Annotated in this window: 24 protein-coding genes; 6 read left to right on the top strand and 18 right to left on the bottom strand. The window is 60.2% G+C overall.

Annotated elements, in window-relative coordinates:
- Window positions 1-59: 59 nt before the first annotated feature.
- Both AC19YS_RS24435 and AC19YS_RS24430 read right to left on the bottom strand, forming a co-directional pair.
- Window positions 60-731 carry a COG3650 family protein gene (locus AC19YS_RS24435; RefSeq protein ID WP_106577112.1) on the bottom strand — a complete coding sequence of 224 codons (672 nt, stop codon included), beginning with the start codon at window positions 729-731 and terminating at the stop codon, window positions 60-62.
- A gap of 97 nt (window positions 732-828) precedes the next feature.
- On the bottom strand, window positions 829-1,428 hold the full coding sequence (locus AC19YS_RS24430; RefSeq protein ID WP_124416633.1) for a short chain dehydrogenase: 600 nt from the start codon (window positions 1,426-1,428) through the stop codon (window positions 829-831).
- 103 nt (window positions 1,429-1,531) lie between these two features.
- On the opposite strand from AC19YS_RS24430, the gene AC19YS_RS24425 reads away from it, so the two are divergent.
- A complete protein-coding gene (locus AC19YS_RS24425) occupies window positions 1,532-2,446 on the top strand; it encodes a LysR family transcriptional regulator (RefSeq protein ID WP_106577110.1) in 915 nt (304 codons plus the stop codon).
- On the opposite strand, the gene AC19YS_RS24420 is transcribed toward AC19YS_RS24425, so the two are convergent.
- From AC19YS_RS24420 to AC19YS_RS24380, 9 genes are all read right to left on the bottom strand, one after another.
- The gene (locus AC19YS_RS24420) at window positions 2,437-2,922 is read right to left on the bottom strand and encodes a DoxX family protein (RefSeq protein WP_106577109.1); all 486 of its coding nucleotides are present in this window, start codon (window positions 2,920-2,922) and stop codon (window positions 2,437-2,439) included. The two genes, AC19YS_RS24425 and AC19YS_RS24420, sit on opposite strands and share 10 nt — an antisense overlap.
- The gene (locus AC19YS_RS24415) at window positions 2,919-3,695 is read right to left on the bottom strand and encodes an HvfC/BufC family peptide modification chaperone (RefSeq protein ID WP_500602807.1); all 777 of its coding nucleotides are present in this window, start codon (window positions 3,693-3,695) and stop codon (window positions 2,919-2,921) included. Before AC19YS_RS24415 ends, AC19YS_RS24420 begins: the two co-directional genes overlap by 4 nt.
- Window positions 3,692-4,570, bottom strand: coding sequence for an MNIO family bufferin maturase (gene bufB, locus AC19YS_RS24410; protein ID WP_500602806.1), 879 nt, complete (start codon window positions 4,568-4,570; stop codon window positions 3,692-3,694). The genes AC19YS_RS24415 and bufB overlap by 4 nt, the downstream gene beginning before the upstream one ends.
- 23 nt (window positions 4,571-4,593) lie before the next feature.
- Window positions 4,594-4,893, bottom strand: coding sequence for a BufA1 family periplasmic bufferin-type metallophore (locus AC19YS_RS24405; RefSeq protein WP_119738828.1), 300 nt, complete (start codon window positions 4,891-4,893; stop codon window positions 4,594-4,596).
- Between the two features lie 679 nt (window positions 4,894-5,572).
- On the bottom strand, window positions 5,573-6,274 hold the full coding sequence (locus AC19YS_RS24400) for an ABC transporter ATP-binding protein (protein WP_010212366.1): 702 nt from the start codon (window positions 6,272-6,274) through the stop codon (window positions 5,573-5,575).
- Window position 6,275: 1 nt separating this feature from the next.
- Entirely contained in the window at window positions 6,276-7,043 is a 768-nt protein-coding gene (gene livG, locus AC19YS_RS24395) for a high-affinity branched-chain amino acid ABC transporter ATP-binding protein LivG (protein WP_016975067.1), read from the bottom strand.
- Entirely contained in the window at window positions 7,040-8,293 is a 1,254-nt protein-coding gene (locus tag AC19YS_RS24390) for a high-affinity branched-chain amino acid ABC transporter permease LivM (protein ID WP_064451210.1), read from the bottom strand. The genes livG and AC19YS_RS24390 overlap by 4 nt, the downstream gene beginning before the upstream one ends.
- Window positions 8,290-9,213: a high-affinity branched-chain amino acid ABC transporter permease LivH gene (gene livH / locus AC19YS_RS24385; RefSeq protein WP_106577104.1), complete on the bottom strand. Its 924-nt coding sequence runs from the start codon at window positions 9,211-9,213 to the stop codon at window positions 8,290-8,292. Before livH ends, AC19YS_RS24390 begins: the two co-directional genes overlap by 4 nt.
- Before the next feature lie 228 nt (window positions 9,214-9,441).
- A complete protein-coding gene (locus tag AC19YS_RS24380; protein ID WP_106577103.1) occupies window positions 9,442-10,569 on the bottom strand; it encodes a branched-chain amino acid ABC transporter substrate-binding protein in 1,128 nt (375 codons plus the stop codon).
- A 341-nt stretch (window positions 10,570-10,910) separates the two neighbouring features.
- Between AC19YS_RS24380 and AC19YS_RS24375 the strand changes: the two genes are divergently transcribed.
- On the top strand, window positions 10,911-11,213 hold the full coding sequence (locus tag AC19YS_RS24375; protein ID WP_017530446.1) for a DUF2288 domain-containing protein: 303 nt from the start codon (window positions 10,911-10,913) through the stop codon (window positions 11,211-11,213).
- A gap of 292 nt (window positions 11,214-11,505) precedes the next feature.
- Here the strand turns inward: AC19YS_RS24375 and AC19YS_RS24370 are convergent, their stop codons facing one another.
- From AC19YS_RS24370 to AC19YS_RS24360, 3 genes are all read right to left on the bottom strand, one after another.
- Window positions 11,506-13,683 carry a hypothetical protein gene (locus tag AC19YS_RS24370; RefSeq protein WP_119738835.1) on the bottom strand — a complete coding sequence of 726 codons (2,178 nt, stop codon included), beginning with the start codon at window positions 13,681-13,683 and terminating at the stop codon, window positions 11,506-11,508.
- Between the two features lie 190 nt (window positions 13,684-13,873).
- Complete coding sequence (locus tag AC19YS_RS24365; protein ID WP_500602805.1) at window positions 13,874-16,138, bottom strand: putative bifunctional diguanylate cyclase/phosphodiesterase; 2,265 nt, start codon at window positions 16,136-16,138, stop codon at window positions 13,874-13,876.
- 139 nt (window positions 16,139-16,277) lie between these two features.
- On the bottom strand, window positions 16,278-16,643 hold the full coding sequence (locus AC19YS_RS24360; RefSeq protein ID WP_106577100.1) for a YkgJ family cysteine cluster protein: 366 nt from the start codon (window positions 16,641-16,643) through the stop codon (window positions 16,278-16,280).
- A 251-nt stretch (window positions 16,644-16,894) separates the two neighbouring features.
- On the opposite strand from AC19YS_RS24360, the gene AC19YS_RS24355 reads away from it, so the two are divergent.
- Window positions 16,895-18,241, top strand: coding sequence for a spinster family MFS transporter (locus AC19YS_RS24355; protein ID WP_500602804.1), 1,347 nt, complete (start codon window positions 16,895-16,897; stop codon window positions 18,239-18,241).
- Between the two features lie 156 nt (window positions 18,242-18,397).
- On the opposite strand, the gene rapA is transcribed toward AC19YS_RS24355, so the two are convergent.
- Window positions 18,398-21,244 (bottom strand): RNA polymerase-associated protein RapA, encoded by a 2,847-nt coding sequence (gene rapA, locus AC19YS_RS24350; RefSeq protein ID WP_200623560.1) that lies wholly within the window; start codon window positions 21,242-21,244, stop codon window positions 18,398-18,400.
- A 219-nt stretch (window positions 21,245-21,463) separates the two neighbouring features.
- Between rapA and AC19YS_RS24345 the strand changes: the two genes are divergently transcribed.
- The gene (locus tag AC19YS_RS24345; protein WP_106577096.1) at window positions 21,464-21,805 is read left to right on the top strand and encodes an aspartate-semialdehyde dehydrogenase; all 342 of its coding nucleotides are present in this window, start codon (window positions 21,464-21,466) and stop codon (window positions 21,803-21,805) included.
- Here AC19YS_RS24345 and AC19YS_RS24340 read toward each other — a convergent pair.
- From AC19YS_RS24340 to AC19YS_RS24330, 3 genes are all read right to left on the bottom strand, one after another.
- Window positions 21,802-22,983: an aminotransferase class V-fold PLP-dependent enzyme gene (locus AC19YS_RS24340; RefSeq protein WP_500602802.1), complete on the bottom strand. Its 1,182-nt coding sequence runs from the start codon at window positions 22,981-22,983 to the stop codon at window positions 21,802-21,804. The genes AC19YS_RS24345 and AC19YS_RS24340 overlap by 4 nt on opposite strands.
- Window positions 22,980-23,450: a RidA family protein gene (locus tag AC19YS_RS24335; RefSeq protein WP_500602801.1), complete on the bottom strand. Its 471-nt coding sequence runs from the start codon at window positions 23,448-23,450 to the stop codon at window positions 22,980-22,982. Before AC19YS_RS24335 ends, AC19YS_RS24340 begins: the two co-directional genes overlap by 4 nt.
- A 90-nt stretch (window positions 23,451-23,540) precedes the next feature.
- A complete protein-coding gene (locus tag AC19YS_RS24330; RefSeq protein ID WP_500602800.1) occupies window positions 23,541-24,413 on the bottom strand; it encodes a LysR substrate-binding domain-containing protein in 873 nt (290 codons plus the stop codon).
- A 133-nt stretch (window positions 24,414-24,546) separates the two neighbouring features.
- Between AC19YS_RS24330 and AC19YS_RS24325 the strand changes: the two genes are divergently transcribed.
- Together AC19YS_RS24325 and ccoM are read left to right on the top strand one after the other, a co-directional pair.
- On the top strand, window positions 24,547-24,708 hold the full coding sequence (locus AC19YS_RS24325) for a hypothetical protein (protein WP_017844811.1): 162 nt from the start codon (window positions 24,547-24,549) through the stop codon (window positions 24,706-24,708).
- A 143-nt stretch (window positions 24,709-24,851) separates the two neighbouring features.
- A complete protein-coding gene (gene ccoM, locus AC19YS_RS24320; RefSeq protein WP_017137226.1) occupies window positions 24,852-24,968 on the top strand; it encodes a cytochrome c oxidase subunit CcoM in 117 nt (38 codons plus the stop codon).
- Window positions 24,969-25,484 lie beyond the last annotated feature (516 nt).

Here is a 25,484-nt window from a genome sequence, read left to right as displayed (position 1 = left end):
CCGGCGATTATAAGCCCCAAAGGCGGTTTTCCGACACGTTAAAACAGCGTTGGGCCGAATCAGTCGTCGCGAGAACCGCCGAATGCCGCGCAACCACGCTGCACTTGGCCGTTGACGCGCAACTCGGCGGTCATGTGTTGCAGGCTACCGCTGACGCTGTCGATGCAACGCTGCGGCGCGACCCAGAGTTCGATGTGCTGGTTATTGGCTTCGGTCATCAGGTTGAAACGGCCGTCGCCCAGTTGCTCTTCCACAAAAGGCACCGCCAAGGGTGGCTGGCCTTCGCGCTCCAGCACCATGCCCTTGGCGGTCACATTCATCGCCCAGGCGGGTTTATGGCCATTGGCGCGCAGCACCATGCGCTTGAAGTCCGGGTCGTTGCAGGCCGAAGTCGAACGTTCCATGCGATAAAGCTGTTGCAGCTCTACCGAGCCCTGGGTGCCAGTGGCAACCCCGGAAAACTTGCCGCGCAAGTCGGCAAACAGTGCGCCCTGTTGCCCAGCCAGTGAGGCGGCTTCCTGCAGGATGCTGGTGCCGCCGGCGTCGTTGACCACGTAGTTGCGTTTGTCACCGCAAGGCTGGAACAACAGCTTGCCGTCAACGGCCGTCAATTCACCCTGCATGCGGGTCAACCCGGCGGTAGACGGCTTTGCCGGCTCGCTCTCGAACATCTGGCAAGCGGTGAACAGAGGCAGCAGGGCAAACAGAACTAGGGTACGGGCGGCGCGCATTTATCGGGTCTCCAAACAAGTGCCGCCACGTTACGCAGGCTGACGCCGCACCACAACCCCAGTGCCCGGCTTCAGGCAATTCTGACAGACGCCGGATTCAGCCGACGATAAACGTCTGGCCGGTCTGCAGGCCTTCTACGCTTTTGGCGTAGGCCAGAGCTACGTCGGCACCCGGAGCCGGTTTGTAACCGCGGAAATACGGGGCGTAGCTGCCCATCGCTTCCAGCAGGACGGTCGGGCTCACGGCGTTGACGCGCAGGCCGCGTGGCAATTCGATCGCCGCGGCTTTGACGAAGGCGTCAATGGCGCCATTGACCAATGCGGCCGAGGCGCCGGTACGGATGGGGTCACGGTTGAGGATGCCGCTGGTGAAGGTGAACGAGGCGCCGTCGTTGGCATATTCGCGGCCGATCAACAGCAGGTTGACCTGGCCCATCAGCTTGTCGCGCAGGCCCAGGTCGAAATCGCTTTCGCTCATTTCACCCAGTGCTACGAAATTCACGCTACCGGCCGCGCAGATCAGGGCATCGAACTTGCCGGTCTGTTCGAACAGCTTGCGGATCGACGCGCTGTCGCTGATATCCACCTGAAAGTCGCCGCTTGTGCGACCGATGCTGATTACCTCGTGACGCTGAGCCAGTTCTGCCTTGACTGCCGAGCCGACCGTGCCGCTGGCACCAATCAATAGGATTTTCATCGTGCTGTTCCTCCAGGGGTAAGTGAAGGTTCAGTCTAGTGTGGCTTTTCAGGTGGATAAACGTGCTAATAGGCAACCTTTGGTTTTCAAATGGAAACAATCCATGAGCGAGATGGATGACTTGGCGGCCTTTGCCGTTCTGATCGAAGCCGGCAGTTTCACCCTGGCGGCCGAGCAACTGGGGTGCAGCAAGGGCCAGTTGTCCAAGCGTATCAGCCAGTTGGAGGCGCAGTTTTGCGTGGTGTTGCTGCACCGCACCACCCGCAAGCTCAGCCTGACCGCAGCCGGTGCAGCGCTGTTGCCCCAGGCTCAGGCGCTGGTGGTTCAAGTGGAACGCGCCCGTCAGGCATTGGCGCGGCTCAAGGACGATTTGGCCGGGCCAGTGCGTATGACGGTTCCGGTGTCGTTGGGAGAAACCTTCTTCGATGGCTTGCTGCTGGAGTTCTCCAAACAGTACCCCCAAGTGCAGATCGAACTGGAATTGAACAACCGTTATCGAGACCTGGCGCGGGATGGGTTTGACTTGGGTGTGCGTTCCGGCGCCATCGAAAATGAGCGTCTGGTGGCCAAACCGCTGCTGGCCTGGCATGAAATGACCTGCGCCAGCCCGGCCTACCTGGAGCAACACGGCGAGCCGCTGACCCCGGCAGACCTGGCGACGCACACCTGCCTGCTCAACAGCCACTACAGCGGGCGCGAAGAATGGCTGTACCACCAGCAGCACGAACTGCTTCGAGTGCGGGTCAGTGGCACCTTTGCCTCCAACCATTACAACCTGTTGAAAAAGGCCGCACTGGTGGGCGCCGGAATCGCCCGCCTGCCGTCCTACGTGTTACCCGCAGAACTGGCTGACGGGAGATTGCGCTGGCTCCTGCGCGATTATCAGACGCGTAGCATGCCGATGTACCTGGTTCACCCGTATCAGGGTGGCTTGCCGCGTCGCACCCAGGTGCTGGCCGATTACCTGGTGGATTGGTTCAAGCGCAGCGGCGAGGCCCTGGACCGTCTTCAGCGGTAGCGGCGTGCAATCAAATGGTCGATGGACAGGCAGCCCGGGCCCTTGGCGACCAACAGCAGCAGCACGGTGATCCAGGTGCCGTGGGTCGGGTAGGCGTCCGGGTAAACGAAGAGTTGAATGGTCAAGGTCATGCCGATCAGGGCCAGGGCCGAGAAACGCGTGGCAAAACCCACCAGGATCAGCACCGGGAAGAAATGCTCGGCAAACGCCGCCATGTGCGCGGCGATTTCCGGTGACAGCAGGGGCACGTGGTATTCACTGCGAAACAGCGGCAGTGTGGACGCCGCAAGACGCGGCTCGCCGAATTGGAACGTGCCGCTGATCAAGTCGATGGCAAAGCCCTCGACCTTGGTCTGCCCGGATTTCCAAAACACCGCGGCAATGGAAAATCGTGCGAGAAAGGCGATCAGGCTGTAGGGGATTTTCTCGAACAGAGCAATGACCCGATTGACCAGACTCGAAGGGGATGTGTTCATGGCAATACCTTTTGTTCGAGGTGCAAATGAGTGATGGCGTCGTGGCTGATCAACAGGGCCAGGCATTGGTTCAGGTCGAACTGCGCCGACGCTTCAAGCGCGTGCTGCACCGCCGTCTCCAGTGCCGTGCCGTGATTCAGGCTGTCGATGAACGCGACCGAGCCGCTGTCGATGGCGAATACCTTGACCGCCAAGCCTTGGCGTAACACCAGCGCGCTTTGGGCGTGCCAGGGATTCAGGGTGGCCAGGCCACCTTCTGTCTGGTGCGCAGCCCAAACGGCCACCACCGCGTAAGCGCTATTCAGGGTGGCCAGGGATGGATGCAGGTGCAGGCGCAGCTTGCCCAGGTCTGTCTGGCCTTGCAGTGTTTGGAGAATGGTTTGCTGGTCCAGCGGCTGAGTGTCTGCCGCGTGATAGGCACAAACCCGCAAGCGCTCGAGCCTGGCGACGTCAGCCAGATAGGGCACGCTGGCCGCCGGCTCAAAGGCCTGAATAAACCCTGCGAACGCGCTGCCGTACTCGCTCATCAGCGGGCTGTCAGGTGGGCTCGCCTGAACAAAAAGACCAGCCATGGCGCGAGAAAACTCATCGCCGACCAACTGCAAGGTTACGGGGTAAGCGGTTGCCAACGCGTTGATCAACGCGCTGTGAACATTGTTGCGATACACCGCGAAACGGCTGGCCGGGTCGGCGCCGTTGCGGCTGAACAGGCCGTCGGGGCACGCCAGGTCGGGATCGATCAGCGCGTCGGCAAATGCAGCGTGATGGCTCATACGTTCACCTGCAATAGATGCCAGTCGGCGTGTTGAGCTTCGGCATGCAGCACACTGAACGCAGGCAGCTGGTTATCCCGCTCGATCAGTGTGGCCACCGGGCCCGTGCGCGTGAGTACCTGTTCGTATAACTGCCACACCGCGTTATCGATGGGCGCGCCATGGTCGTCGATCAGCAGGCGATCGCCCAGGCTGTCAGTGTCTTCGGCAAACCCCGCCAGATGTATCTCCCGGACGGCGTGTAATGGCAGCGCGTCGATGTAGGAAAGCGCCTCGCGCTGGTGATTGATGCACGACACATAGACGTTGTTGACGTCCAGCAGCAGGCCGCAGCCCGTGCGGCGGATGACCTCGCTGATGAAGTCCGTTTCGTCCAGGGTGGAGCGCTCGAATTGCAGATAGGTCGATGGATTTTCCAGCAGCATCGGCCGCTTGAGCGTGCTTTGCACCTGGTCGATGTGCTCGCACACCCGGTTCAGTGTGGCGGCGTCGTAGGCCAGCGGCAGCAAGTCATTGAGAAACACCGGGCCGTGGCTCGACCAGGCCAGGTGTTCGGAAAACGAGTGGGGTTGATAGCGTTCGATCAGCAAGGCCAACCGTGCCAGGTGCTCACGGTTGAGCGGGCCTTCGCCGCCGATGGACAGGCCCACGCCGTGCAGTGACAGCGGGTACTGCTCGCGGATCAACCCCAGGTAATGATGGAACGGCCCGCCGGCCACCATGTAGTTTTCGGCGTGCACTTCAAAAAAACCGATATCGGGCGAGGTCTCGAGCACTTCGATGAAGTGCTCGTTCTTCAGCCCCAGCCCGGCCCTGTGGGGAAGGCCGGGCACCTGAGCCGGTGAGACGGTGTGTCGGGGTAAAAGCGTCATCATCAGTACTCAGGCTGTGGGCTGTTTCAGGACTTGGCGGTGAAGGCGGCTGCCTGGCCGAAACCGGTCGGCGAGGTGGAGCTTGGGGTCTTGGCGCAAGTGCCGGCCGGGACCAGCTTCCAGGCGTTGGCCTGGTCTTTGACTTTCGAGGTGCCGGCGCAGGACGTGCCGGCGCCTGCAGCGCAATCGTTCTTGCCGGCTTCAGCGACGCCGAAGCATTTGTCCATCTTGGCGTCGTCGGCGTGGGCCATGTTCGACAGGGCAGACAGGCTCAGGGCCGAACCGAGGGCCAGGATCAGGGTTGCGGCGGACAATTTAGTGGTCATGGTGTATCTCCAGCAATGAGGGTGGGTAAGGAAGCGTTTGTGCTTGCTTACCCCTCTAGAGTCAAGGCTTCAGGTTGCGTTACAGCAGGTTGCAAATAAATTTTCGATGCACAGCCAATGGCCCCTGAGCCTGAGGGTTCTGGTATCGGTGGCGCTGCACCACCTTGCAGTAGGATCGCGCAATGCCCGGCGACGTTACGACCAATAGGGAGCTTTGGTGTTGAACAAGCGCTTTACAGATTTTTTCATCAGCAGGAATTTTTCATTTCTTTGGCTGGGGCAAGCGCTTTCGTCGTTTGGCGAGTTCGTTTTCGAGAGCACTGTCATCGTCTGGTGGGTGACGGACCTGTTTCACAACAGCGCCTTTCTGCCGACGGCCGTAGGTCTGGCAGTGGCTGCCTCGGCGATACCTCGTGTGCTGGGGCACCACTGGCCATCGCCTCGCTTGCCGGCACGCTGGTGTGTTCCCAGACCCTAAGCCTGGCGCAGCGCGTTATCGGGTATTTCGACATGCCGTTGGACGTGTATGGCGTGTATATCTTTCTCGCTGCGGGCTTGCTGCTCACGGGCGCTGGCTTGATGCTCGTCGGCCAACGGGCCAGCAAAGGTCACTGGGCACGACGCGTTAAAAACCACATAAAAAAACGGCCCGAGGGCCGTTTTTGTTTACGCCAATGGCTCAGCCACCGAGGTAGGCTTCACGCACTTTCGGATCCGTGAGCAACTGCTCCCCGGTACCCTGCATCACCACCCGGCCGTTTTCCAGCACGTAGGCGCGGTCGGCGATTTTCAGCGCCTGGTTGGCGTTTTGCTCGACCAGGAACACCGTTACACCGTCCTTGCGCAGCTGTTCGATGATGTCGAAGATCTGCTGGATGATGATCGGTGCCAGGCCCAGCGAAGGTTCGTCGAGCAGCAGCAGCTTGGGCTTGCTCATCAGCGCGCGGCCGATGGCGAGCATTTGCTGCTCGCCGCCGGACATGGTGCCGCCGCGCTGGCTGAAGCGTTCCTTGAGCCTGGGGAACAAGTGCAACACCTTGTCCATCTGCTCCTGGTAGTCGCCCTTGTCGGTGAAGAACCCGCCCATGGCCAGGTTCTCCTCCACGGTCAGGCGCGAGAACACGCGACGGCCTTCGGGCACCACCGCAATGCTCTTGCGCATGATCTGCGAGGACTGTTGCCCCACCAGCTCTTCACCCATGTAGCGGATGCTGCCGCTGTGCGCCTGCGGCGAACCGCACAGTGTCATCAGCAAGGTCGATTTGCCGGCACCGTTGGCGCCGATCAGCGTGACGATTTCACCTTGGCGCACTTCCACGTTGACGCTGTGCAGGGCCTGGATCTTGCCGTAGAAAGTGGAAACGTTTTCGAATTGCAGCATTTTACGCTTCCCCCAAATAGGCTTTGATCACTTCAGGATTGTCGCGGATCTGTTCCGGTGTCCCGTCGGCCAGCGGCGTGCCCTGGTTGATCACCACGATGTGGTCGGAAATGCTCATGACCAGTTTCATGTCGTGTTCGATCAACAGCACCGTGGCGTTGTTTTCCTCACGCAACACGCTGATCAGCGCCTTGAGGTCTTCGGTTTCCTTGGGGTTCAGGCCGGCGGCCGGTTCGTCGAGCATGAGGATCCGTGGGCGGGTCATCATGCAGCGGGCGATTTCCAGGCGACGTTGCTGCCCGTAAGCCAGGGTGCCGGCAGGGCGGTTGGCAAACTCGGTGAGGTTGACCTTGTCCAGCCAGTACTCGGCGTATTCCATCGCCTCGCGTTCGCTCTTGCGGAACGCCGGGGTTTTGAACAGGCCAGCAAAGAAGTTAGTGTTCAAGTGACGGTGCTGGGCAATCAGCAAGTTCTCGACCGCCGTCATGTCCTTGAACAACCGCACGTTCTGGAAGGTGCGCACCACGCCCTTGCGGGCGATTTCGTGGCCGGCCAGGCCCTGGATCGGCTGGCCGTCCAGCAGGATGCTGCCACCGCTCGGCTTGTAAAAGCCGGTGAGGCAGTTGAACACCGTGGTTTTGCCGGCGCCGTTCGGGCCGATCAGTGCCACTACCTGTTTTTCTTTCACGGTCAGGGCCACGCCGTTGACCGCCAGCAAACCGCCGAAGCGCATGCTCAAGTTTTCGACTTTCAGGATCTCGCGGCTCATTTGCGCAGCTCCATGTGTGGGCGTTGCATCGGCAGCAGACCTTGGGGACGCCAAATCATCATCAGCACCATCATGGCGCCGAACATCAACATGCGGTATTCGCTGAACTCTCGCATCATCTCCGGCAGCAGGATCATTACGATGGCCGCCAGGATCACGCCCAGCTGCGAGCCCATGCCACCCAGTACGACGATGGCGAGGATGATCGCCGACTCGATAAAGGTGAACGACTCCGGGGTCACCAAGCCTTGGCGCGCCGCGAAGAAGCTGCCGGCGAAACCGGCGAACGTTGCCCCGAGGGTGAAGGCCGAAAGTTTGATGACGGTCGGGTTCATGCCTAGCGCTCGGCAGGCGATCTCATCTTCGCGCAACGCTTCCCACGCCCGCCCGATCGGCATGCGCAGCAGACGGTTGATCACGAACAGTGCCGCCAGTGCCAGCAACAGGGCCACCAGGTACAGGAACACCACTTTGCTCACCGGGTTGTAGTCGATCCCGAAGTACTCGTGGAACGTCTGCATGCCCTCGGCGGCGGTGCGGTCGAACGACAGCCCGAAGAACGTCGGCTTGGGGATGCTGCTGATGCCGTTGGGGCCGCCGGTGATATCGGTGAGGTTACGCAGGAACAGCCGGATGATTTCACCGAAGCCCAGGGTCACGATCGCCAAATAGTCACCGCGCAGGCGCAGCACCGGGAAGCCCAGCAGGAAGCCGAACGTGGCCGCCGCCATACCCGCCAGCGGCAGGCAGATCCAGAAGCCCCAGCCCAGGTAATGCGAGAGCAACGCGTAGGTGTAGGCACCCACGGCGTAGAAGCCCACATAACCCAGGTCAAGCAGGCCGGCCAGGCCCACCACGATGTTCAGGCCCAGGCCCAGCAACACGTAGATCAGGATCAGCGTCGCGATATCCACCGCGCCGCGTGAGCCGAAGAACGGCCAGATCAGCGCGGCAACGATCAGGCCGATGATGATGTAGCGTTGGGTGCGCGGCAGGGTCAGGAACTGGCTGACCTTGGGCGATACCAACGGCCCACGGTTGCCTTTGAACAAGGCGCCGACCTGCTGGGTGAACAGCACGCGCAGGAACATCAGCACCGAGCACAGGGCGATGATGGTCAGGGTCACGGGACCGGTGCCATGCACTTCCAGGTTGATGCCAACAATGCTCAGCTTGAGGCCCAGTACCGGAAAGGCCACGGCCCACACCAGCAAGGCGCTGAAAAACGCCGATTTAAGATATCTGCTCATACTTTCTCAACCTCCGGACGGCCCAGAATGCCGGTCGGACGGAACAACAGCACCAGAACCAACAGGCCGAACGCCACCACGTCCTTGTATTGGTCGCCGAAGATATCGGCACCAAAGGCTTCAGCCACGCCCAGCACCAGCCCGCCGAGCATGGCGCCCGGAATACTGCCGATGCCGCCCAATACCGCTGCGGTAAAGGCCTTGAGGCCTACCAGGAAACCGGCGTTGGGGTTGATCACGCCGTACTGCATGCTCAGCAGCACCGCCGCGACGGCCGCCAGCGCAGCACCGATGACGAAGGTCAGGGCAATGATGTTGTTGGTGTTGATGCCCAGCAGGTTGGCCATCTTGATGTCTTCGGCGCAGGCCCGGCAGGCGCGCCCCAGACGGGAGCGGGAAATGAACAGCGTCAGGCCCAGCATCGCCACCAGCGTGACGACGAACACCAGGATCTGCATGTAGGAAATCAGCACTTCTTGTGCGCCACCTGGGCCGAAGGAGATGCTCCCCGGAATCAGGTTGGGAATGGACTTGTCCTTGGAGTCCTGGGACAGCAATACAGTGTTCTGCAGGAATATCGACATGCCGATGGCGGAAATCAGCGGGATCAAACGGTTGCTGCCACGCAAGGGACGATAGGCAACCCGCTCGATGCTGTAGCCGTAGGCACTGGTTACAACAATCGACGCGATAAACGCGGCGGTCATCAACAGCGGCAGAGAGTGGATACCCATCATGGCCAGCCCGGCAAGGGCGATGAAGGCCACGTAGGAACCAATCATGTACACCTCGCCATGGGCGAAGTTGATCATTCCAATGATGCCGTAAACCATTGTGTAGCCAATGGCTATCAAGGCATAGGTGCTGCCAATGGTCAGGCCATTAACCAGCTGTTGGAAAAAATGATAGATCTCAGGCATTACAGCGCTCCTAAAAACCCGATACGCATTTCACTGGTGGAGTCATGTTCCGGCCCTGCGCTGTGTTCTATGAGCACATTTGCACAAAGCGTTTGCCAGCGAACCGCTGGTGACGGTTTTAAGATTTTCAGGTGAGCCAGCGCCCGGATCGCGGGTGACAGGCCCATAAACCTCGTAAAACAAAGCCCACTGCTTTCACAGTGGGCTTGTTAACCAGTAACGCCTGGCTTACTGAGGGGAAACTTCGGTTTTTGGTTTACCGAAGTGCCATTCGTAGACCACGAACTTGAAGTCCTTCAGGTCGCCCTTGGCGTCGAAGCTCAGATCGCCCGTAGGGGTCTTGAAAGTACCTGCGTGGATGGCAGCTGCCACCTTGGCGGTGTCTTCGCTCTTCGCGGCAGCGATACCGCCGGCGATGACTTCAACCGCAGAGTAAGCCGGGAACACGAACGGACCGGTTGGGTCCTGCTTGTTCTTGGCGAACTCTTCAACAATGGCTTTGTTGGCAGGGTCGGTGTCGAAGGATTTAGGCAGGGTTACCAGCAGGCCTTCGGAAGCGTCCTGGGCAATTTGCGAGATGGAGTCGTTGCCAACGCCTTCCGGGCCCATGAACTTGGCGCTCAGGCCTTTTTCCTTGGCTTGGCGCAGGATCAGGCCCAGCTCTGGGTGGTAGCCGCCGTAGTAGACGAAGTCGACGTTGGCTTGCTTGAGCTTCTGGATGATCGAGGAGAAGTCTTTATCGCCGGCGTTCAGGCCTTCGAAGACAGCGACTTTCACGCCTTTCTTCTCAAGGGTCTGTTTAACGGCAGTAGCGATGCCTTCACCGTATTGCTGTTTGTCGTGCAGTACGGCAACCACCTTGGGCTTCACGAAGTCGGCGATGTAGTTGCCGGCGGCCGGGCCCTGGGCGCTGTCCAGGCCGATGGTGCGGAATACCAGTTTATAACCACGGGCGGTGATTTCCGGGCTGGTAGCCGCCGGAGTGATCATGATCACGCCTTCGTCTTCGTAGATGTCGGTCGCTGGCTGAGTGGAGCTGGAGCAAAGGTGACCCACCACGAACTTGACGCCGTCGTTGACCACTTTGTTGGCTACGGCAACGGCTTGTTTCGGATCGCAAGCGTCGTCGTATTCTTTGGCTTCAAGCATTTTGCCGTCGACGCCGCCCTTGGCGTTGATGTCGGCGATTGCCTGCTTGGCACCCATGAATTGCATGTCGCCGTATTGCGTCACAGGACCGGTCTTTGGACCTGCGATGCCGATCTTGATGGTGTCGGCTGCGAACGAATGGCCGGCAACCCCAGCCAGGACCATAGCGGCAAACAGTTTGGAAATCTGCTTAGTAGCCTTATTCATAGTGCTCCACTCTTACTGTTGTATTTTTTATAGTTCTAGCGGCCTTGTGAGCTGCAGAACCGGATCAGATATCTCGGATATCCCCCCGGCATTGCCCTGGCAACTGTACCGGTACAGTGTAGAGCGCCGGTTGATCGCTTGAAAAGCTGGCTGCTGGGGGCAAACGCCGGGGATGTCGCTTTAATGAAAGAAAAAGACAGAATTGCGGCGGGGTGATGCCAGAGTTTCGGGCAATCCTTGGCTTTCCTGACACTTTCGTTCGATGCCTCATTTGCAACTGGGTTTTTCTGCCTGACGCCTGACGCTATGATTGCGCCGATTTTTTATTCAGGTGAATTCCCATGACGCAAGAACCTAGCACCCTCTATGCCAAGCTGCTCGGTGAAACCGCCGAAATTTCCTGGAAGGAGCTTGAACCGTTCTTTGCCAAGGGTGCCCTATTGTGGGTCGACGCCGGCCTGGATTTGATCGAAGCGGCCGAGGGAATGGCCGAGGATAACCGTGACAAAGTCGCTGCGTGGCTGGCTGCAGGGAGCCTGGGCGAGGTGTCTGCGACGCGGGCATTGGACCTGGTCGAGAGGGATCCAAGCCTGTGGGCGGTCGTGGTTTCGCCGTGGATTCTGATCCAGGAAAGGGCGGCGTAAGAAACCTGCGCACTAAAAAGGTGCGCTGCTCGGACCCTTGCAAGTGTGTAGCGGAGTAACCGCCGACGCCGTGATGGCACCTTGCCGTAGAGAAAGGTCACAGGTGAAGGTGACGTGCGCGTCACGGGAACAGTTTTGCGCGGGGCCGAAGGCTCGGGGAATTGTTTCTGGGTGTGGCAGGGATGAGGATTTTGCTTGCCTGGCAGACCGCTATCGCAGGCAAGCCAGCGCCCACATTTGAAATGCATTCCAAGTGTGGGAGCTGGCTTGCCTACGATGGCCGCGTCTCGGTCTAAGCCGTCTTGCCAGTATGGTTATTCAACGAAATAACCTTGGTCTTCCCGATCCGATGACGATAAATCTCACGCAAATACTTGATCGCTTTCTTCACGCAATCCCGTGACAGGCGAATATCGTTAATCGACACGAACTTCTCCTTGTCGTTAATCAACTCGCGGTACTTCTTCTCGTACATCGGCTTGATCGCGTACCAATTGGTGTCGAGTATCTTCGCCGGGTTCTCGAACTCATTGAGCAACTCGTCAATCCGGTCCTCATCAAAGTCATCATGGATGATGAAGTCCAAGATCGAGTTATCCAGCGTGTCATCAAACCGGTACGGGTTACGCGCAAAGCAACGCTTGATGAACGCCACGATCAGCGTGAGGAAATCATCCGACAGGCACGGGCTCTTGGCGATCAGCGTGGTCAGCGACAGGTTGGCCGACGCGCCGATCACCAGGGCGTAACGCTTGAGCGTGGTGTTGGGGAACAGGCTGTTCAAATGAGTTTTGAGCCGGTTCAAGTCCATGTAGGACAGCTTGTAATCCTTGGGCAAGGACACAATCGACACCACCGACGAGCAGTTCTTGAAGAAGTGCAGGTCATGCAGCGCCGCCGCGTCATACCCGGAGTTCTTGTACTGCTCCAACGACGCTTTGTAGCGCTTGGACTCGATCGGCAACAGGCTGATGCCCTCGATCGCCTGCGTCACTTTGTTGAAGTGCGGCAAATCAATCGAGCGGAAAAACAGGTCATCGATGTTCAGCCGCTGCGGCTCTTTATCGAACACCTTGAACTTGTCGCCCGAGGGCACCGGCGTCTCCGGCACCACCGATTCGGCGTAGGCAATCGCCACCGGCCCGGCCAGGCTCATGAACAAGTCGTTGGCATCCAGGCGGATGGTTTCGCCAATGTCGATGCCGGCCCGCCGGAAGTAGTTCTGGTCGTAGTCGGTGGTCACCGCCTGGGCCGTGAGGATGTTGAAGATCTGCTGCGAGATGTATTGGTTGGCGTGTTTTTCCATGGCATTGACGTCAATGTTCTGGATGTTGCCGTCATCGCTCTCTTCGGCGTAACGCATGATGTCGTTGGAGATCAGCATCATCGCGTTCCACGGCCGGATGCGGCCTTTCACGCTGGCTTCGCTGCTGTCTTCATTGTCGAAGTTGTATGAGAAATCCCATTCTTCCGACAGGTATTTGCACAACAGCCGCCCGGCGTTGATGTGCAGTGCCTCGGACATTTCGCTGCGGTGGTCGGAGATATTCGGCAGCACGCAAATGCCACTGGTGAAGATCGGCTCGAACACGAAGGCGTGGCCGCTCTTGCTGTCATGCTCGTCGGCCGGCTTGGTGTCGAACGTCTTGTTCATGTACGAGTGCTGCTGGGCCAGGCCGAACTCCGAGGCCATGCCCGAACCCGTACCGCCGCCGGCGCTGAAGATCGAGAAATACAGACGCGACTGGTTGGCCTTGATGCCACAGGAGTCGATCAGGTAGGAGTGGATCATCTTCCAGTCGGGGCTGGAAAAACGCTGGGTGTCTTTGTTGAGGATGATCTTGGCCAGGTACTGGCCCAGGATCGGCGCGTTACCGGCGCCGCCAGCGTGCACTTCTGACAGGTCCATGATTTTCATTTTGCTGTAGTCGCGCAGGAAGCCGCTTTTTTCGCCCTTGCGCGAGAAACGGATGCGCCCGGCGATGTCTTTGTCCAGGTCGCCCAGCATGACCAGCGGCTCCACCAGGAACACCGGTTTGGTGGCCTTGCCGCCACCCAGACGCAGGTTGTTTCGAATCCACTGGGCCGGGCTGTAGCCTTTATCGGCCGACTTGTCTTCGGTACTGAATTCGTTGAGGTAGAACTTGCGCGCGTTGTACACCAACTCTGCCACGTCCAGGGCAATGTTGGAGCCGCAGCGGCCCAGGCCGATCAGGCACACCGACGGAAATTCCTGCTCATTGCGCGCATCGCCATCACCTTCCTGCTGGGGCAGGCGCGGGAACACCATGTCACGCAGGCCGTCGAGGTTGTCGAGGATGCGGTCGGTATTGGTTTCGGTGAAGTACAAGTACTGCTGGGTAGCCAACGGGCGGGCGCTGCTCAATGACTTCGCGGCTGGGAATTTTTCCGCCGGTGCTGTCGGCACTGCGTCGCAGATCTCGGAGACAGAATTATTGTTGGAAGTCATTGGGCGCCATGTACCTGGACGGATGGCCAAAAAAATCACGGAGCCATCACTGAATGAGAGTTCGCGACTTCGCCGTGCCATCGGCGCAAGCGCGCCTACTGAACCAGGGCAACGCCACGTGGACTCTGATGAATCGGCCGTTCGTCGGCGTTCTTTAGGCAAATGATGGCTAAATGCCAAATATTCGGCGTCAGCGAATTGGCCTGACGATGGAAGGTGGGCCTATACGGCCGGTAACAGGGTCTTTGGGCGGTGTGGCGTCTTTGCTGCCTTCCACGCTGAAAGGGTAGAGCGGGTTACGCATCTGGATGCCCTGAATCACGCCAACCACATCGCTCAAAGGCACCGCTGGGCTCAGCAAGTAGCCCTGAATGTAGTCACAGCCATGGTTGAGCAGCAGTTCGAATTGCGCCTGGGTTTCCACGCCTTCGGTGACAACGTGCAGGTGCAGCGTGTGGGCCATGCCGATAATCGCCTGGACGATTTCGATATCGGCAGTCGATTTGGGAATGTCCTGGATAAAGGAGCGATCGATCTTCAACGTATTGAGCGGCAGGCGCTTGAGGTAGGCCAGTGACGAGTAGCCAGTGCCGAAGTCATCAATCGCCAGCGACACGCCCAGTGCCCGGATTTGCCGCAACAGCGCGAGCGTGCTGCTGATGTTGCCCATCAGGGCGTTTTCGGTGACTTCCAGTTCCAGGCGCCCGGCGGCGATGCCGGCGAAGCGCAGGGCGTCTTCGATTTCATCCGCCAGTTCGTCACGCGCCAGGTTGAGGGCCGAACAGTTCACGGCCATGGTCAGCTCGGTATAGCCGCGGTCAGACAGCAGGCTCAAATCGTGGCACGCCTGGCGTAATACCCAGTGGTCCAGTTCGGCAATCAGCCCGTTGCTTTCGGCAATGGCGATAAACCGGTCCGGCGCCAGCAGCCCGTGTTGCGGGTGTTGCCAGCGCACCAGGGCTTCCAGGCGGGTAACCTTGCCGAGTTTCATGTCGAAGATCGGCTGATAAAACAGGACCAGCTGGTTGCGCGTGCGCAGGGCGGCGCGCAGCTCTTCTTCCAGTTGCAGTTCGAGAAACGCGCGGGTTTTGAGGTTGGAACTGAAAAAGTTCAGGCTGTTGCGCCCGGTGTCTTTGGACTGGTAAAGCGCCAGGTCGGCGGTTTTCAGCAGCTCCTCACAGGTCACGCCGTCATCGGGAAACAGGCTGATGCCAATGCTGGTGGTCATCACCATGCGCCGGCCGGCCAGTTCGATCGGCTCTTTCATCTTCTGCATGATGCGCTGCGCCATATGCCGCGCTTCGTCACGATGGTGAATGCTGATCAGGATGCAGAACTCATCGCCGCCAAAGCGCGCGACCACATCGTCATGGCTGCGTACAGAGCCCTTGATATGCCCGGCCAACACGGTAAGTAACTGGTCACCGGCATCATGCCCAAGGCTGTCGTTGATGCGCTTGAAGTGATCGATATCGAGGAAAATCACCGCCATCATGCCGTGGCTTGCAGTTTTCTCGGCGACTTTCTCCGCAAAAATCTGATTGAAACCGCGGCGGTTGAGCAGGCTGGTCAGCGCGTCAAAGTGCGCTACCTGTTGCAGCGAGGCGCGGGCCTGGTCCAGTTCGCTGAGCAGCGCGTTGACCCGGCGCAGGTCGCGTTCCTTGTGCTGCAGTTTCTTGTCGGCCAGTGCTGCACTGACGCTGCTGCCAATCACCAACAGGGTGATCACGGCCACGGACAGACCAAGCTGGATGGGGTTGTTGTCCAGTGGCAAGGCGAGGTCCGCGCCATTGGGCACCAGCATTTGCATGGCCGCCATGCCGGTGAAGTGCATGCTCAGGATCCCGGCGCCCAGCACCAGGCTGGCGGCGTATTTGAGCAATTGATGGAACACCCCGGCGCCGTTGCGCAGGTAGCACGACAACAGCAGCGCGGCCAGGCTGGCGCCAATGGCGATGCCCACCGACGCCAGGAACAGCCCCGAATCGAAGTACACCTTTGCCTGGGAGCGCATGGCCGACATGCCGACGTAGTGCATCAAGGCAATGCCCAGCCCCATCCATACCGATGCCAGCAGGTATTGATGAAAGCGCAAATGAGCGTGACTGAGGGTTTGCATGGCAAACAACGAGGCAATCAGGGCGATCACCAGTGAGGCGAACGTCATGAGCAATTCGTAGTGAATGGCGATGGGTGCCTGGAAGGCCAGCATGCTGATGAAGTGAGTCGACCAGATGCCGCCTGCCAGGCATCCGGCCCCCAGCCAGCGCCAGTGGCGGCGGGCAGTAGGGTCTTCCACGTGGCCGACGCGCTCGGCCATGTCCAGGGTTCCGAACCCTGCTGCACAAGCGACCAGGTACGCCAGCAGCACCAGAAAGGGGTTATGACTGCAATTGAGTAATAAATGCCCGTTATCTGGAAGCTCGGTAAAAAAATACATACCTCGCCATTCCATAGCATGTCCCGTCAAAGTCAGTACGTCATTGCCTACAGCAATGGCCTATGACCTCGAGTATAGAAGCCTCGCGGGATTTGCCAGGAATAATGGCACTTTGCTCTGAATGATTTTGGCATGCCCACCATAGCGTTTGATGCTAAGCGCTGATCGGCAGCTCGAACTCGAAGGGCGCCTCGAGGGGCGGCAAGCCAAAGGCGGCGCGTGCCGTGTCGCAATCGACGTTCTGTTCACCCTGGCTCCACGACGCGTCGAACTCGCGACACGGGCTCGAACGCTGCTCATAAATCGTGCAACGGGTGCCTTTGCCGACTTCACCCTCAAGGCTGCAGCAACGCGCGGGTTTTTGGTCGGTGCCGATCATCGCCACGCGCGTGGGATTGATCTGCACCACCAGGTCATCGGGCACAGTGCCCCCCGATGAGGCGCACTCACCCCAGAAGAAAGACACACGAAAGTGTGAACAGCAGGCACCGCAACTCAGACACGGACTGGCTTCGGACATGGGCGTCATCGATAAGAAAAGTAGGATGTGGGTGTTACGGAAGGCTCGCCATTCTATCCTTGGCGTTGCCGTTGGGAAGGGGGGCGTGAACTTATATTTTTGTAGGCGAAGTCCCGTGATACCGGGTGAAATCATGCCCTATCAGCTTTACGAATCATTACAGACAACCGGCACCTGCCTGACTATGTTGCAGGTACCGGGCAGGATGCATCGGGCATCGCAGCTCTCATAACAATAAAAGAGACGGACCCATGCAGAACTCGACCCAAGCGGCGAATGCCTGGCGCATTCTGTTCCTGCTGTTCCTGGCCAACCTGTTCAATTTCTTCGACCGCACCATCCCCGCGATTATCATCGAACCCATCCGTATGGAATGGCACCTGAGCGACTTTCAGCTCGGCATCATCGGCACCGCCTTCACCATTGTCTATGCCATCGCCGGTTTGCCGCTGGGGCGCGTGGCCGACACCGGTTCGCGCAGCAAACTGATGGGCTGGGGCTTGTTTGCCTGGAGCGGTCTCACGGCTATTAATGGCATGGTCGGCAGTTTCTGGACCTTCCTGCTGGTGCGCATGGGCATCGGCATTGGCGAAGCCAGCTACGCGCCGGCGGCCAACTCACTGATCGGCGACCTGTTTCCCGCTCACCGTCGCGCCCGCGCCATGGGCATTTTCATGCTGGGCCTGCCGTTGGGCCTGCTGCTGGCGTTCTTCACCATTGGCGCGATGGTCAAGGCGTTCGACAGCTGGCGCGCGCCGTTCTTTATCGCCGCCGTGCCGGGGCTGATCCTGGCGGTGTTCATGTTCTATATCAAGGAACCCAAGCGCGGCGCGGCCGAAACCGTGCAGGTCTCGCAGGAACGCGTCGATCGCCCGATCCGCCGCGTGCTGGCGGTGCCGACCTTCCTGTGGCTGGTACTGGCCGGGCTGTGCTTCAACTTCGCCACCTATGCGTGCAACTCGTTTCTGGTGCCGATGTTGCAGCGCTACTTCCTGCTGCCGTTGCAGGAGGCGGCGGTTGCCACTGGCGTAATCGTTGGCGTCACCGGCCTGGTGGGCCTGACGTTGGGCGGCTGGATTGCCGACAAGATCCATCAGCGCATCGCCAATGGCCGACTGCTGTTCGCGGCCTGCAGCTTGATCATCTCCACCGTCACCACCGCGTGGGCGTTGCACGCCGGACGCATCGAGATTGGTGTGTTTGTGGCGCTGTTCAGTGTGGGCTGGCTGTTCGCCTACAACTTCTATACCTGCGTGTACACGGCGATTCAGGATGTGGTTGAGCCGCGCCTGCGGGCCACGGCGATGGCGCTGTTCTTCGCCGGGTTGTACCTGTTGGGCGGCGGCATGGGGCCGATTGTGGTGGGTGGGCTGTCTGATCACTTTGCCCATTCGGCGATGTATGCCGATGGCGCGGCGCAGATGACCGAAGCTTATAAAGCGGTGGGGCTGCACGACGCCATGTACCTGATTCCAGTGGCGCTGTTTTTGACCCTGCTGTTTCTGTTCCAGGCGTCGCGCAGTTTTGTGCGTGATGCCAAGCGCATGAAAGATGGGTTGGAAGCGGTAGAGGTGCCGGCTGCGGCGGCTACCGCTTGATACCGAGTTGACCCTGTCGCAGGCAAGCCCGCTCCCACATTTGAAGGTATTCACACATCAAAATGTGGGAGCGGGCTTGGCCGCGATGAGGCCCTCAAGCCAAACAAAAAAGGCCCGCATTGCGCGGGCCTTCTTTTTAGCAGGGCAGGGCGGTGATCAACCCGCCACCAGCACCCGAATCGCTTCCAGTCGCAGCGCCGCTTTGTCGAGCATGGCCAAACCTTGCTCGCGTTGCTGACGCAGGGCAACCAGCTCGCTGTCACGCACGGTCGGGTTGACCGCTTGCAACGCGGTCAGGCGCGCCAGCTCTTCGTCGGTGTCCGCCGCCAGGCGGCGCTTGGCCTCGGCCACACGCTCGGCGTGGCGCGGGGTGATCTTCTCTTCACCGGCGTTGATGCGCGGCGTGAGTTGGTCACGCTGAGCCTGCACGAACTTGTTGGCGCTGGCGCGTGGCACGCTTTCGAGCTGGTCGTTCAGGGTTTCAAACGACACGCGGCCGGACAGGTCATTGCCATTGGCATCCAGCAGGCAGCGCAAGGCTGCCGGTGGCAAGTAGCGGCCCAGTTGCAAGGAGCGCGGCGCAACCACTTCACTCACGTACAGCAATTCGAGCAACACGGTGCCCGGCTTGAGCGCCTTGTTCTTGATCAGCGCCACGGCGGTGTTGCCCATCGAACCGGACAGCACCAGGTCCATGCCGCCCTGCACCATCGGGTGTTCCCAGGTGATGAACTGCATGTCTTCGCGCGACAGCGCCTGGTTACGGTCGTAGGTGATGGTCACACCTTCGTCGTCGCCCAGCGGGAAACTGGCGTCGAGCATTTTTTCGCTGGGCTTGAGGATCAGCGCGTTTTCCGAATGGTCTTCGCTGTCGATGCCAAAGGCGTCGAACAGGGTTTCCATGTAGATCGGCAGGGCAAACTGGTCGTCTTGCTCCAGGATGGCCTCTACCAGCGCATCGCCTTCACCCGCGCCGCCGGAGTTGAGCTCCAGCAAGCGGTCGCGGCCGGTGTGCAGCTCTTGCTCCAGGCGCTCGCGCTCGGCGCGGGCCTCGTCGATCAGGGCTTGCCACTCGCCATCGTCGGCGTTTTCCAGCAACGGCAGCAGGCGCGGGCCGAACTGATGTTGCAGGGCGTTGCCGGTCGGGCAGGTGTTGAGGAACGCGTTCAGCGCTTCGTGGTACCACTGGAACAGGCGCTCTTGCGGGCTGGTTTCCAGGTACGGCACGTGCAATTCAATCACGTGCTTCTGACCGATCCGGTCCAGACGCCCGATCCGCTGTTCCAGCAGGTCAGGGTGGGACGGCAGGTCGAACAGCACCAAGTGGTGAGAGAACTGGAAGTTGCGGCCTTCACTGCCGATTTCCGAGCAGATCAGCACCTGGGCGCCGAACTCTTCGTCGGCGAAGTAAGCGGCGGCGCGGTCACGCTCGAGGATGTTCATGCCCTCGTGGAACACCGTGGCCGGAATGCCGGAACGCACGCGCAGGGCGTCTTCCAGGTCCATGGCGGTTTCGGCGTGGGCGCAGATCACCAGCACTTTGGTGCGCTTGAGCATTTTCAGCTGATCGATCAGCCATTCCACGCGTGGGTCGAAGCGCCACCAGCGGTTTTCTTCATCCATGTCCGGCTGCGACTGGAAGCTGACTTCCGGGTACAGCTCGGCGTGTTCGCCCAGCGGCAACTCGAGGTATTCGTCCGGGTTCGGCAGCGGGTAGGCGTGCAGTTTGCGCTCCGGAAAACCTTGCACGGCAGCCCGGGTGTTACGGAACAGCACGCGGCCGGTGCCGTGGCGGTCAAGCAGCTCACGCACCAGGCGCGCACTGGCTTCGGTGTCGCCATCGTTGACGGCGGTGAGCAGCGCTTCACCTTCGTCGCCGAGGAAACCCTGGATGGTCTTGTGTGCGGTCGGCGACAGGCGGCCCTTGTCCAGCAGCTCCTGCACGGCTTCGGCCACCGGGCGATAGTTCTCGCTTTCGGCGCGGAAGGCGTGCAGGTCGTGGAAGCGGTTCGGGTCCAGCAGGCGCAGGCGCGCAAAGTGGCTGTCCTGGCCCAGTTGCTCCGGCGTGGCGGTCAGCAGCAGCACGCCAGGAATCACCTCGGCAAGTTGCTCGACCAGCGAATACTCCGGGCTGGCCTTGTCTTCATGCCAAACCAGGTGGTGGGCCTCGTCGACCACCAGCAAGTCCCAGCCGGCCGCGAACAGCGCGTCCTGGGCCTTCTCGTCGTCCACCAGCCATTCCAGGGCCACAAGGGCCAACTGGGTGTCTTCGAACGGGTTGGTGGCATCGCTTTCGATGAAGCGTTCTTCGTCGAACAACGCAACCTGCAGGTTGAAGCGGCGGCGCATTTCCACCAGCCACTGGTGTTGCAGGTTTTCCGGCACCAGGATCAGCACGCGGCTGGCGCGACCGGAAAGCAGCTGGCGATGGATCACCAGGCCAGCTTCGATGGTCTTGCCCAGGCCCACTTCGTCAGCCAGCAATACCCGCGGCGCGATACGGTCAGCGACTTCACGGGCGATGTGCAGTTGGTGAGCAATAGGTTGCGCACGCGCGCCACCCAAGCCCCACAGCGAGGACTGCAGTTGGCGGCTGGTGTGTTCCAGGGTGTGGTAACGCAGCGAGAACCAGGCCAGCGGGTCGATCTGGCCGGCGAACAGACGGTCGCTGGCCAGGCGGAACTGGATGAAGTTGGACAGTTGGGTTTCCGGCAGGGTGACCTGCTCGTTCTGCCCATTGAGGCCGTGGTAAACCAGCAGGCCATCGACGTCGTCGACTTCCTGTACGGTCATTTTCCAGCCTTCGAAATGGGTGATCGAATCACCCGGCGAAAACCTCACGCGAGTGAGGGGCGCATTCCGTAGCGCATACTGACGAGTGTCGCCAGTGGCCGGATAGAGCACGGTCAACAAGCGGCCGTCCTGTGCCAGAACGGTGCCTAACCCCAGCTCTGCTTCGCTGTCACTAATCCAGCGTTGCCCCGGTTGATACTGCTGCGCCATGCTGCCTGACTCCCGCCGTGAAAAAGCCGACTATCTTAACGGAACAAGGCCCTCAGCCAAAGGACTCTGACAAAAACTACTCCGTTAACGCGCGGGTTCGAAAGCTGGATCGACGGGTGGCGGGCACTTGCGAGTGTCGACTGGGTCACAGCTTGGCGAGCTTGAGCTCAAGTCGCCCTGCAACCCGCCGACAGCCTGTTGATCAGGAGAATAATTATTATGCTGCCACCCATGCTGCCCGTCAGCGTTGTGCCGGTCACGTCACAACTTGACCCGGTGCGTCAGAAGCCGGATATCCCGCCCGTGGTGCCAGTGCAAGCAGGCTCCAACGAAAGCACGATCGACCTGAAAAAGGGCGATGCCGAGCAGTCAACCTTGCTGCTGCGCGAGGAACAGCGCCGCCAGCAGGAACAGCAGAAGCGCCGGCGCGAAGCCGATGAAGACCCCGAAGTACACCTGGCGATCCCCGGCGATGTGCTCAACGCCGACAACACTGTGCCGGTGGTGCCGCTGATCGAAGATGCGCCGCGCCAGGGCCTGTGGGTGGACGTCGAGGTTTAGTCACGCAATTCGCGTAGCGCGTCGATCAGCAGTTCAATGTCGTGTTCGGTGTTGAGCGGGCTGACCGACACCCGCGCAACGCTCGTCAGCCCTCGCGCCTGCATGTCCAGCGGCGTGTAGCCCACGCCATTTGCGCCGATGTTGATTCGTTTCAACCCCAGGCGTCGTTTGAGTTCGAAGGCGTCCCAGCCTGCGAGGTTGAAGGCGATCAGTCCTGAATGCGCCGTGCCCAGGTCGTGAAGGGAAACTCCCGGCAGCTGACGCAATGCTTCACGGATTCGCTCACTGAGTTGTAAGACCCTTTCCCACGTGTGCTCCACGCCCAGTCGATTCACCTCCTGCAACGCATTGCCCAAGCCAGCCAACAAGGCAAAAGACACCTCGCTGGTTTCAAAGCGCCGGGCGTCATCGCGCAGGTCGAAGCCTTCGGCGCTCCAGGGTGCGGAAAACACATCGCGCTGGGCGGGATTGAGCTGCGAGAGAAAATCCGGTCGCACATACAGTAACGCCGTGCCGCGTGGCCCACGCAGGTGTTTGCGGCCGGCCGACTTGAGCACATCGCAGTGCAGCGCCTGCACATCCACCGGCAGTTGGCCGACCGCTTGGCCGGCGTCGATGAAATAGGCAATGGCGTGGCGCCTGGCCACTGCGCCGATCGCCTGGGCAGGGTTGATCACGCCGCCGTTGGCCGGCAGCCAGGTCAAGTCGATCAGCTTGACCCTGGCATCAATCATCGACTCCAGCGCCACCGGGCAGACTGCGCCGGCTTCATCGCAGGGAATGACTTCTATCCGTGCGCCGGCTTGCACCGCCTGCTGCATGCTCGCCAGGTTGCCGCCCCATTCGTGGCGACCGACCAGAATGCGCTCGCCAGGTTGCCATGGGCCCAAGGCCTGGAAGGCCATGCTCCAGGCGCTTGAACCGCTGCTGGCGAATGCGATCGACGAGGTCGGCGCATTGAGCAGTTGCGCGGCTGCGCGCCGGGCCTTTTCTACCAGCACGGCACCCTGCTCGCCGGCCTCCATCGGTCCGTTGCGGGCTTCGCGTTGCAACTGGTCGATGATTGCGTCCAGCGTGGCCTGGCTGGGCAGCGAGGCACCCGCGTGGTTAAAGTGCACGATGCCCGACTGGCAGCCGGGCGTTGCGTCGCGCAGCTGCTGGACTTCGAGCGGGCTCACGGCTGCAACTCGAAAATCGCATCAACCTCCACCGCCACGCCGGCCGGCAGGCTGGACACACCGACGGCAGTCCGCACATGCCCGCCTTTGTCACCCAGAGCGTTGACCACCAGGTTCGATGCGCCATTGGCGACCACGCTTTGGCGCTGGAAGTCGCCGCTGCTGGCAATGAACACACCCAGGCGCAGAATGCGCACCACGCGCGACAGGTCATCACCGACGGCATCGCTCAATTGCCCCAACAGGCCCAGCGCCGCCAACTCTGCCGCCTGGGCGCCTTCTTCATCGCTGAGGGTTTCGCCTAACCGGCCGATGTAGGCCGGTTTGCCATCGATCATGGGAATTTGCCCAGAGATAAACAGCTGGTTCTGGCTGATCACATGGTTGATGTAGTTGGCCGCCGGCTGGCTGGGCGTTGGCAGCGTCAGGCCAAGGGCTTGCACGCGTTGGCGAAGGGAGTCGCGCATGTTGAATCCTCTAGGGGAGTAAGGTTTCAGCATGTGGGCTGAGCCGTCGGGCGACAAACGGATAGATCTCACCTGACGTATCGAAAAAATTCACGCGTCGCGGCAGGCATCCTTCAACCACTGGCTGAAGCATTCGGCCGCGTCGCTGGTGGGGCCTTGGGGCGCGATCAGCCAGTAGCCGATTTCGCTGTGATAGGGCGGCCGGTCGAAGGCTTCCACCAGGCTGCCCTCCTGCAGCTTGCGCTCGATCAGACGGTGCCGGCCCATGGCGATGCCCTGGCCGGCCACGGCGGCTTCGACCACGATGTTGTAGTCGTGCAGCATCACGCGGGGGTGGTGCTCGAGGTCGACGTGATAATGCGCGCACCAGTCCGTCCATTCGAAGGGACGGTGCGAGGTGGCCATCAATAACGCGCCATTGTGCAGTTGGCCGGCCTTGAAGGCCGGGCTGCACACCGGCGAGATCACTTCGGGCATCAGGCGGGTGGCGTGGACGTCCGGCCAATCGCCTTTGCCATAGCGGATGGCTAGATCCACCTCGGCCGCGGCGACGTTGGCCAATTGAATCGCCGGCAGCAACTCGACCTGGATATGCGGGTAACGGTTGAGAAAGCCGGCCAGGCGTGGGGCCAGCCACAGGGTGGCGAAGGATGCCAGCAGGCCGACGCGTAGCACGGTGGTAGCGGGCGCTGTTTTTTGGGCGCGCGTGGCGGCGGCGAGGGTGTCGAGGGCGGGGCGGATGTCGGCGTAGTAACGTTGGCCGTCGGCGGTCAGGTCTATCGCGCGGGTGCGGCGGATAAACAGCGGTTTGCCCAGATGCTGTTCGAGCTTGTGCACCTGGTGGCTCAGGGCACTTTGAGTGACCGACAGCTCGTTCGCCGCCTTGATAAAACTCAAGTGCCGTGCGACGGCCTCGAAGGCGCGCAGGGCCAGCAGCGGCGGAAGGTCCTTGTGCAGTGCCACCTGAGTGCGCCTCCTGAGTCGAGTGGGAAGGGTCGATTTTGGGCGATGCCCTGCATTTTGTCGCCCGCTGATTTGCCGTTGGGCGGGGGAGGCCGCATTATTGGGCCATTCCCGCCACAACGTAAGCCAAGCCATGAGTGATGACGACAAGCTGATTGACCTGAATGCCGAACGCGCCAAACGCGTGCATGACCTTAATGACAAGCGCCTGAATGAAGTGCGCCAGGCGTTTGAGCAAGCGATGCCACTGGGCAAAGTTAAGAAAAAGCCGAAGAACAAGCCGAAAAAGCGTTGAAACAACCTGCATCTGTTGATGCAGGTCAGTTATAGCCCTTCTTTACGCCCCGTTGCGGGCGACATTGATCCTCGTCAATTTTCCAATCCGCCTTCTCCCTTAACTTAGCCCTATCGCAACAGGGCACGAGCAGGAGGCCGGTCATGTTTTTCGATAATGTAGTGTTTGCCGGAGTGTTGACTGTCAGCCTCATGGTGTTGTTTTTTGTAGGGTTTGGAATTTTTATCTGGAAGGACGCTAATAAGCGTAAAGAACCGTAAGTTCTTCTGGGTTATATGAGCACGCAAGGCATTTTGGGCGACTTCGGTCGCCCTTTTTTTTGGCCGCGGTTTTAGGGGGTATATCCGTTGCTGCGGTAACGGCGGCTGGGGGTTGCGCTCTTACAGCGGGTCACTTTGGAAAAGCCCCAAAGTAACCAAAGGGCTCTTGCCCCACCACTCGGCACCTCGCCTAGGCTCGGTGTGCCCTCACTCCGGCTTGAATCCGTGGGCCGCCGTGACGGGCCATCCATGGCCCAACACGGCGGCCCACGGATTCAAGCCTGCGTTCGGCCAGCGTGGTTGACGGGGCCTGTCAGATCAAAGTCAAAAGCAAGATCAAGAGCAGAGCACGGCGGCCTGGTAGCCGACCTGAGTGGTTGAAGCAAAAGCAGGGCACAGCACAGCAACACACTTCTATCTGATGCACAGAGATCCAAATGTGGGAGCGGGCTTGCTCGCGAAGGCGGTATGCCAGCTACACATGAATTGACTGACCCACCGCCTTCGCGAGCAAGC

The sequence above is a fragment of the Pseudomonas sp. MF08831 genome (assembly GCF_059862645.1).
This window is presented reverse-complemented; position numbering and strand designations above follow the sequence as displayed.

Coding starts and splice junctions, on each gene's coding strand:
- AC19YS_RS24435 (WP_106577112.1), bottom strand. CDS start 731: ATGCGCGCCGCCCGTACCCTAGTTCTGTTTGCCCTGCTGCCTCTGTTC.
- AC19YS_RS24430 (WP_124416633.1), bottom strand. CDS start 1,428: ATGAAAATCCTATTGATTGGTGCCAGCGGCACGGTCGGCTCGGCAGTC.
- AC19YS_RS24425 (WP_106577110.1), top strand. CDS start 1,532: ATGAGCGAGATGGATGACTTGGCGGCCTTTGCCGTTCTGATCGAAGCC.
- AC19YS_RS24420 (WP_106577109.1), bottom strand. CDS start 2,922: ATGAACACATCCCCTTCGAGTCTGGTCAATCGGGTCATTGCTCTGTTC.
- AC19YS_RS24415 (WP_500602807.1), bottom strand. CDS start 3,695: ATGAGCCATCACGCTGCATTTGCCGACGCGCTGATCGATCCCGACCTG.
- bufB (WP_500602806.1), bottom strand. CDS start 4,570: ATGATGACGCTTTTACCCCGACACACCGTCTCACCGGCTCAGGTGCCC.
- AC19YS_RS24405 (WP_119738828.1), bottom strand. CDS start 4,893: ATGACCACTAAATTGTCCGCCGCAACCCTGATCCTGGCCCTCGGTTCG.
- AC19YS_RS24400 (WP_010212366.1), bottom strand. CDS start 6,274: ATGCTGCAATTCGAAAACGTTTCCACTTTCTACGGCAAGATCCAGGCC.
- livG (WP_016975067.1), bottom strand. CDS start 7,043: ATGAGCCGCGAGATCCTGAAAGTCGAAAACTTGAGCATGCGCTTCGGC.
- AC19YS_RS24390 (WP_064451210.1), bottom strand. CDS start 8,293: ATGAGCAGATATCTTAAATCGGCGTTTTTCAGCGCCTTGCTGGTGTGG.
- livH (WP_106577104.1), bottom strand. CDS start 9,213: ATGCCTGAGATCTATCATTTTTTCCAACAGCTGGTTAATGGCCTGACC.
- AC19YS_RS24380 (WP_106577103.1), bottom strand. CDS start 10,569: ATGAATAAGGCTACTAAGCAGATTTCCAAACTGTTTGCCGCTATGGTC.
- AC19YS_RS24375 (WP_017530446.1), top strand. CDS start 10,911: ATGACGCAAGAACCTAGCACCCTCTATGCCAAGCTGCTCGGTGAAACC.
- AC19YS_RS24370 (WP_119738835.1), bottom strand. CDS start 13,683: ATGACTTCCAACAATAATTCTGTCTCCGAGATCTGCGACGCAGTGCCG.
- AC19YS_RS24365 (WP_500602805.1), bottom strand. CDS start 16,138: ATGGAATGGCGAGGTATGTATTTTTTTACCGAGCTTCCAGATAACGGG.
- AC19YS_RS24360 (WP_106577100.1), bottom strand. CDS start 16,643: ATGTCCGAAGCCAGTCCGTGTCTGAGTTGCGGTGCCTGCTGTTCACAC.
- AC19YS_RS24355 (WP_500602804.1), top strand. CDS start 16,895: ATGCAGAACTCGACCCAAGCGGCGAATGCCTGGCGCATTCTGTTCCTG.
- rapA (WP_200623560.1), bottom strand. CDS start 21,244: ATGGCGCAGCAGTATCAACCGGGGCAACGCTGGATTAGTGACAGCGAA.
- AC19YS_RS24345 (WP_106577096.1), top strand. CDS start 21,464: ATGCTGCCACCCATGCTGCCCGTCAGCGTTGTGCCGGTCACGTCACAA.
- AC19YS_RS24335 (WP_500602801.1), bottom strand. CDS start 23,450: ATGCGCGACTCCCTTCGCCAACGCGTGCAAGCCCTTGGCCTGACGCTG.
- AC19YS_RS24325 (WP_017844811.1), top strand. CDS start 24,547: ATGAGTGATGACGACAAGCTGATTGACCTGAATGCCGAACGCGCCAAA.
- ccoM (WP_017137226.1), top strand. CDS start 24,852: ATGTTTTTCGATAATGTAGTGTTTGCCGGAGTGTTGACTGTCAGCCTC.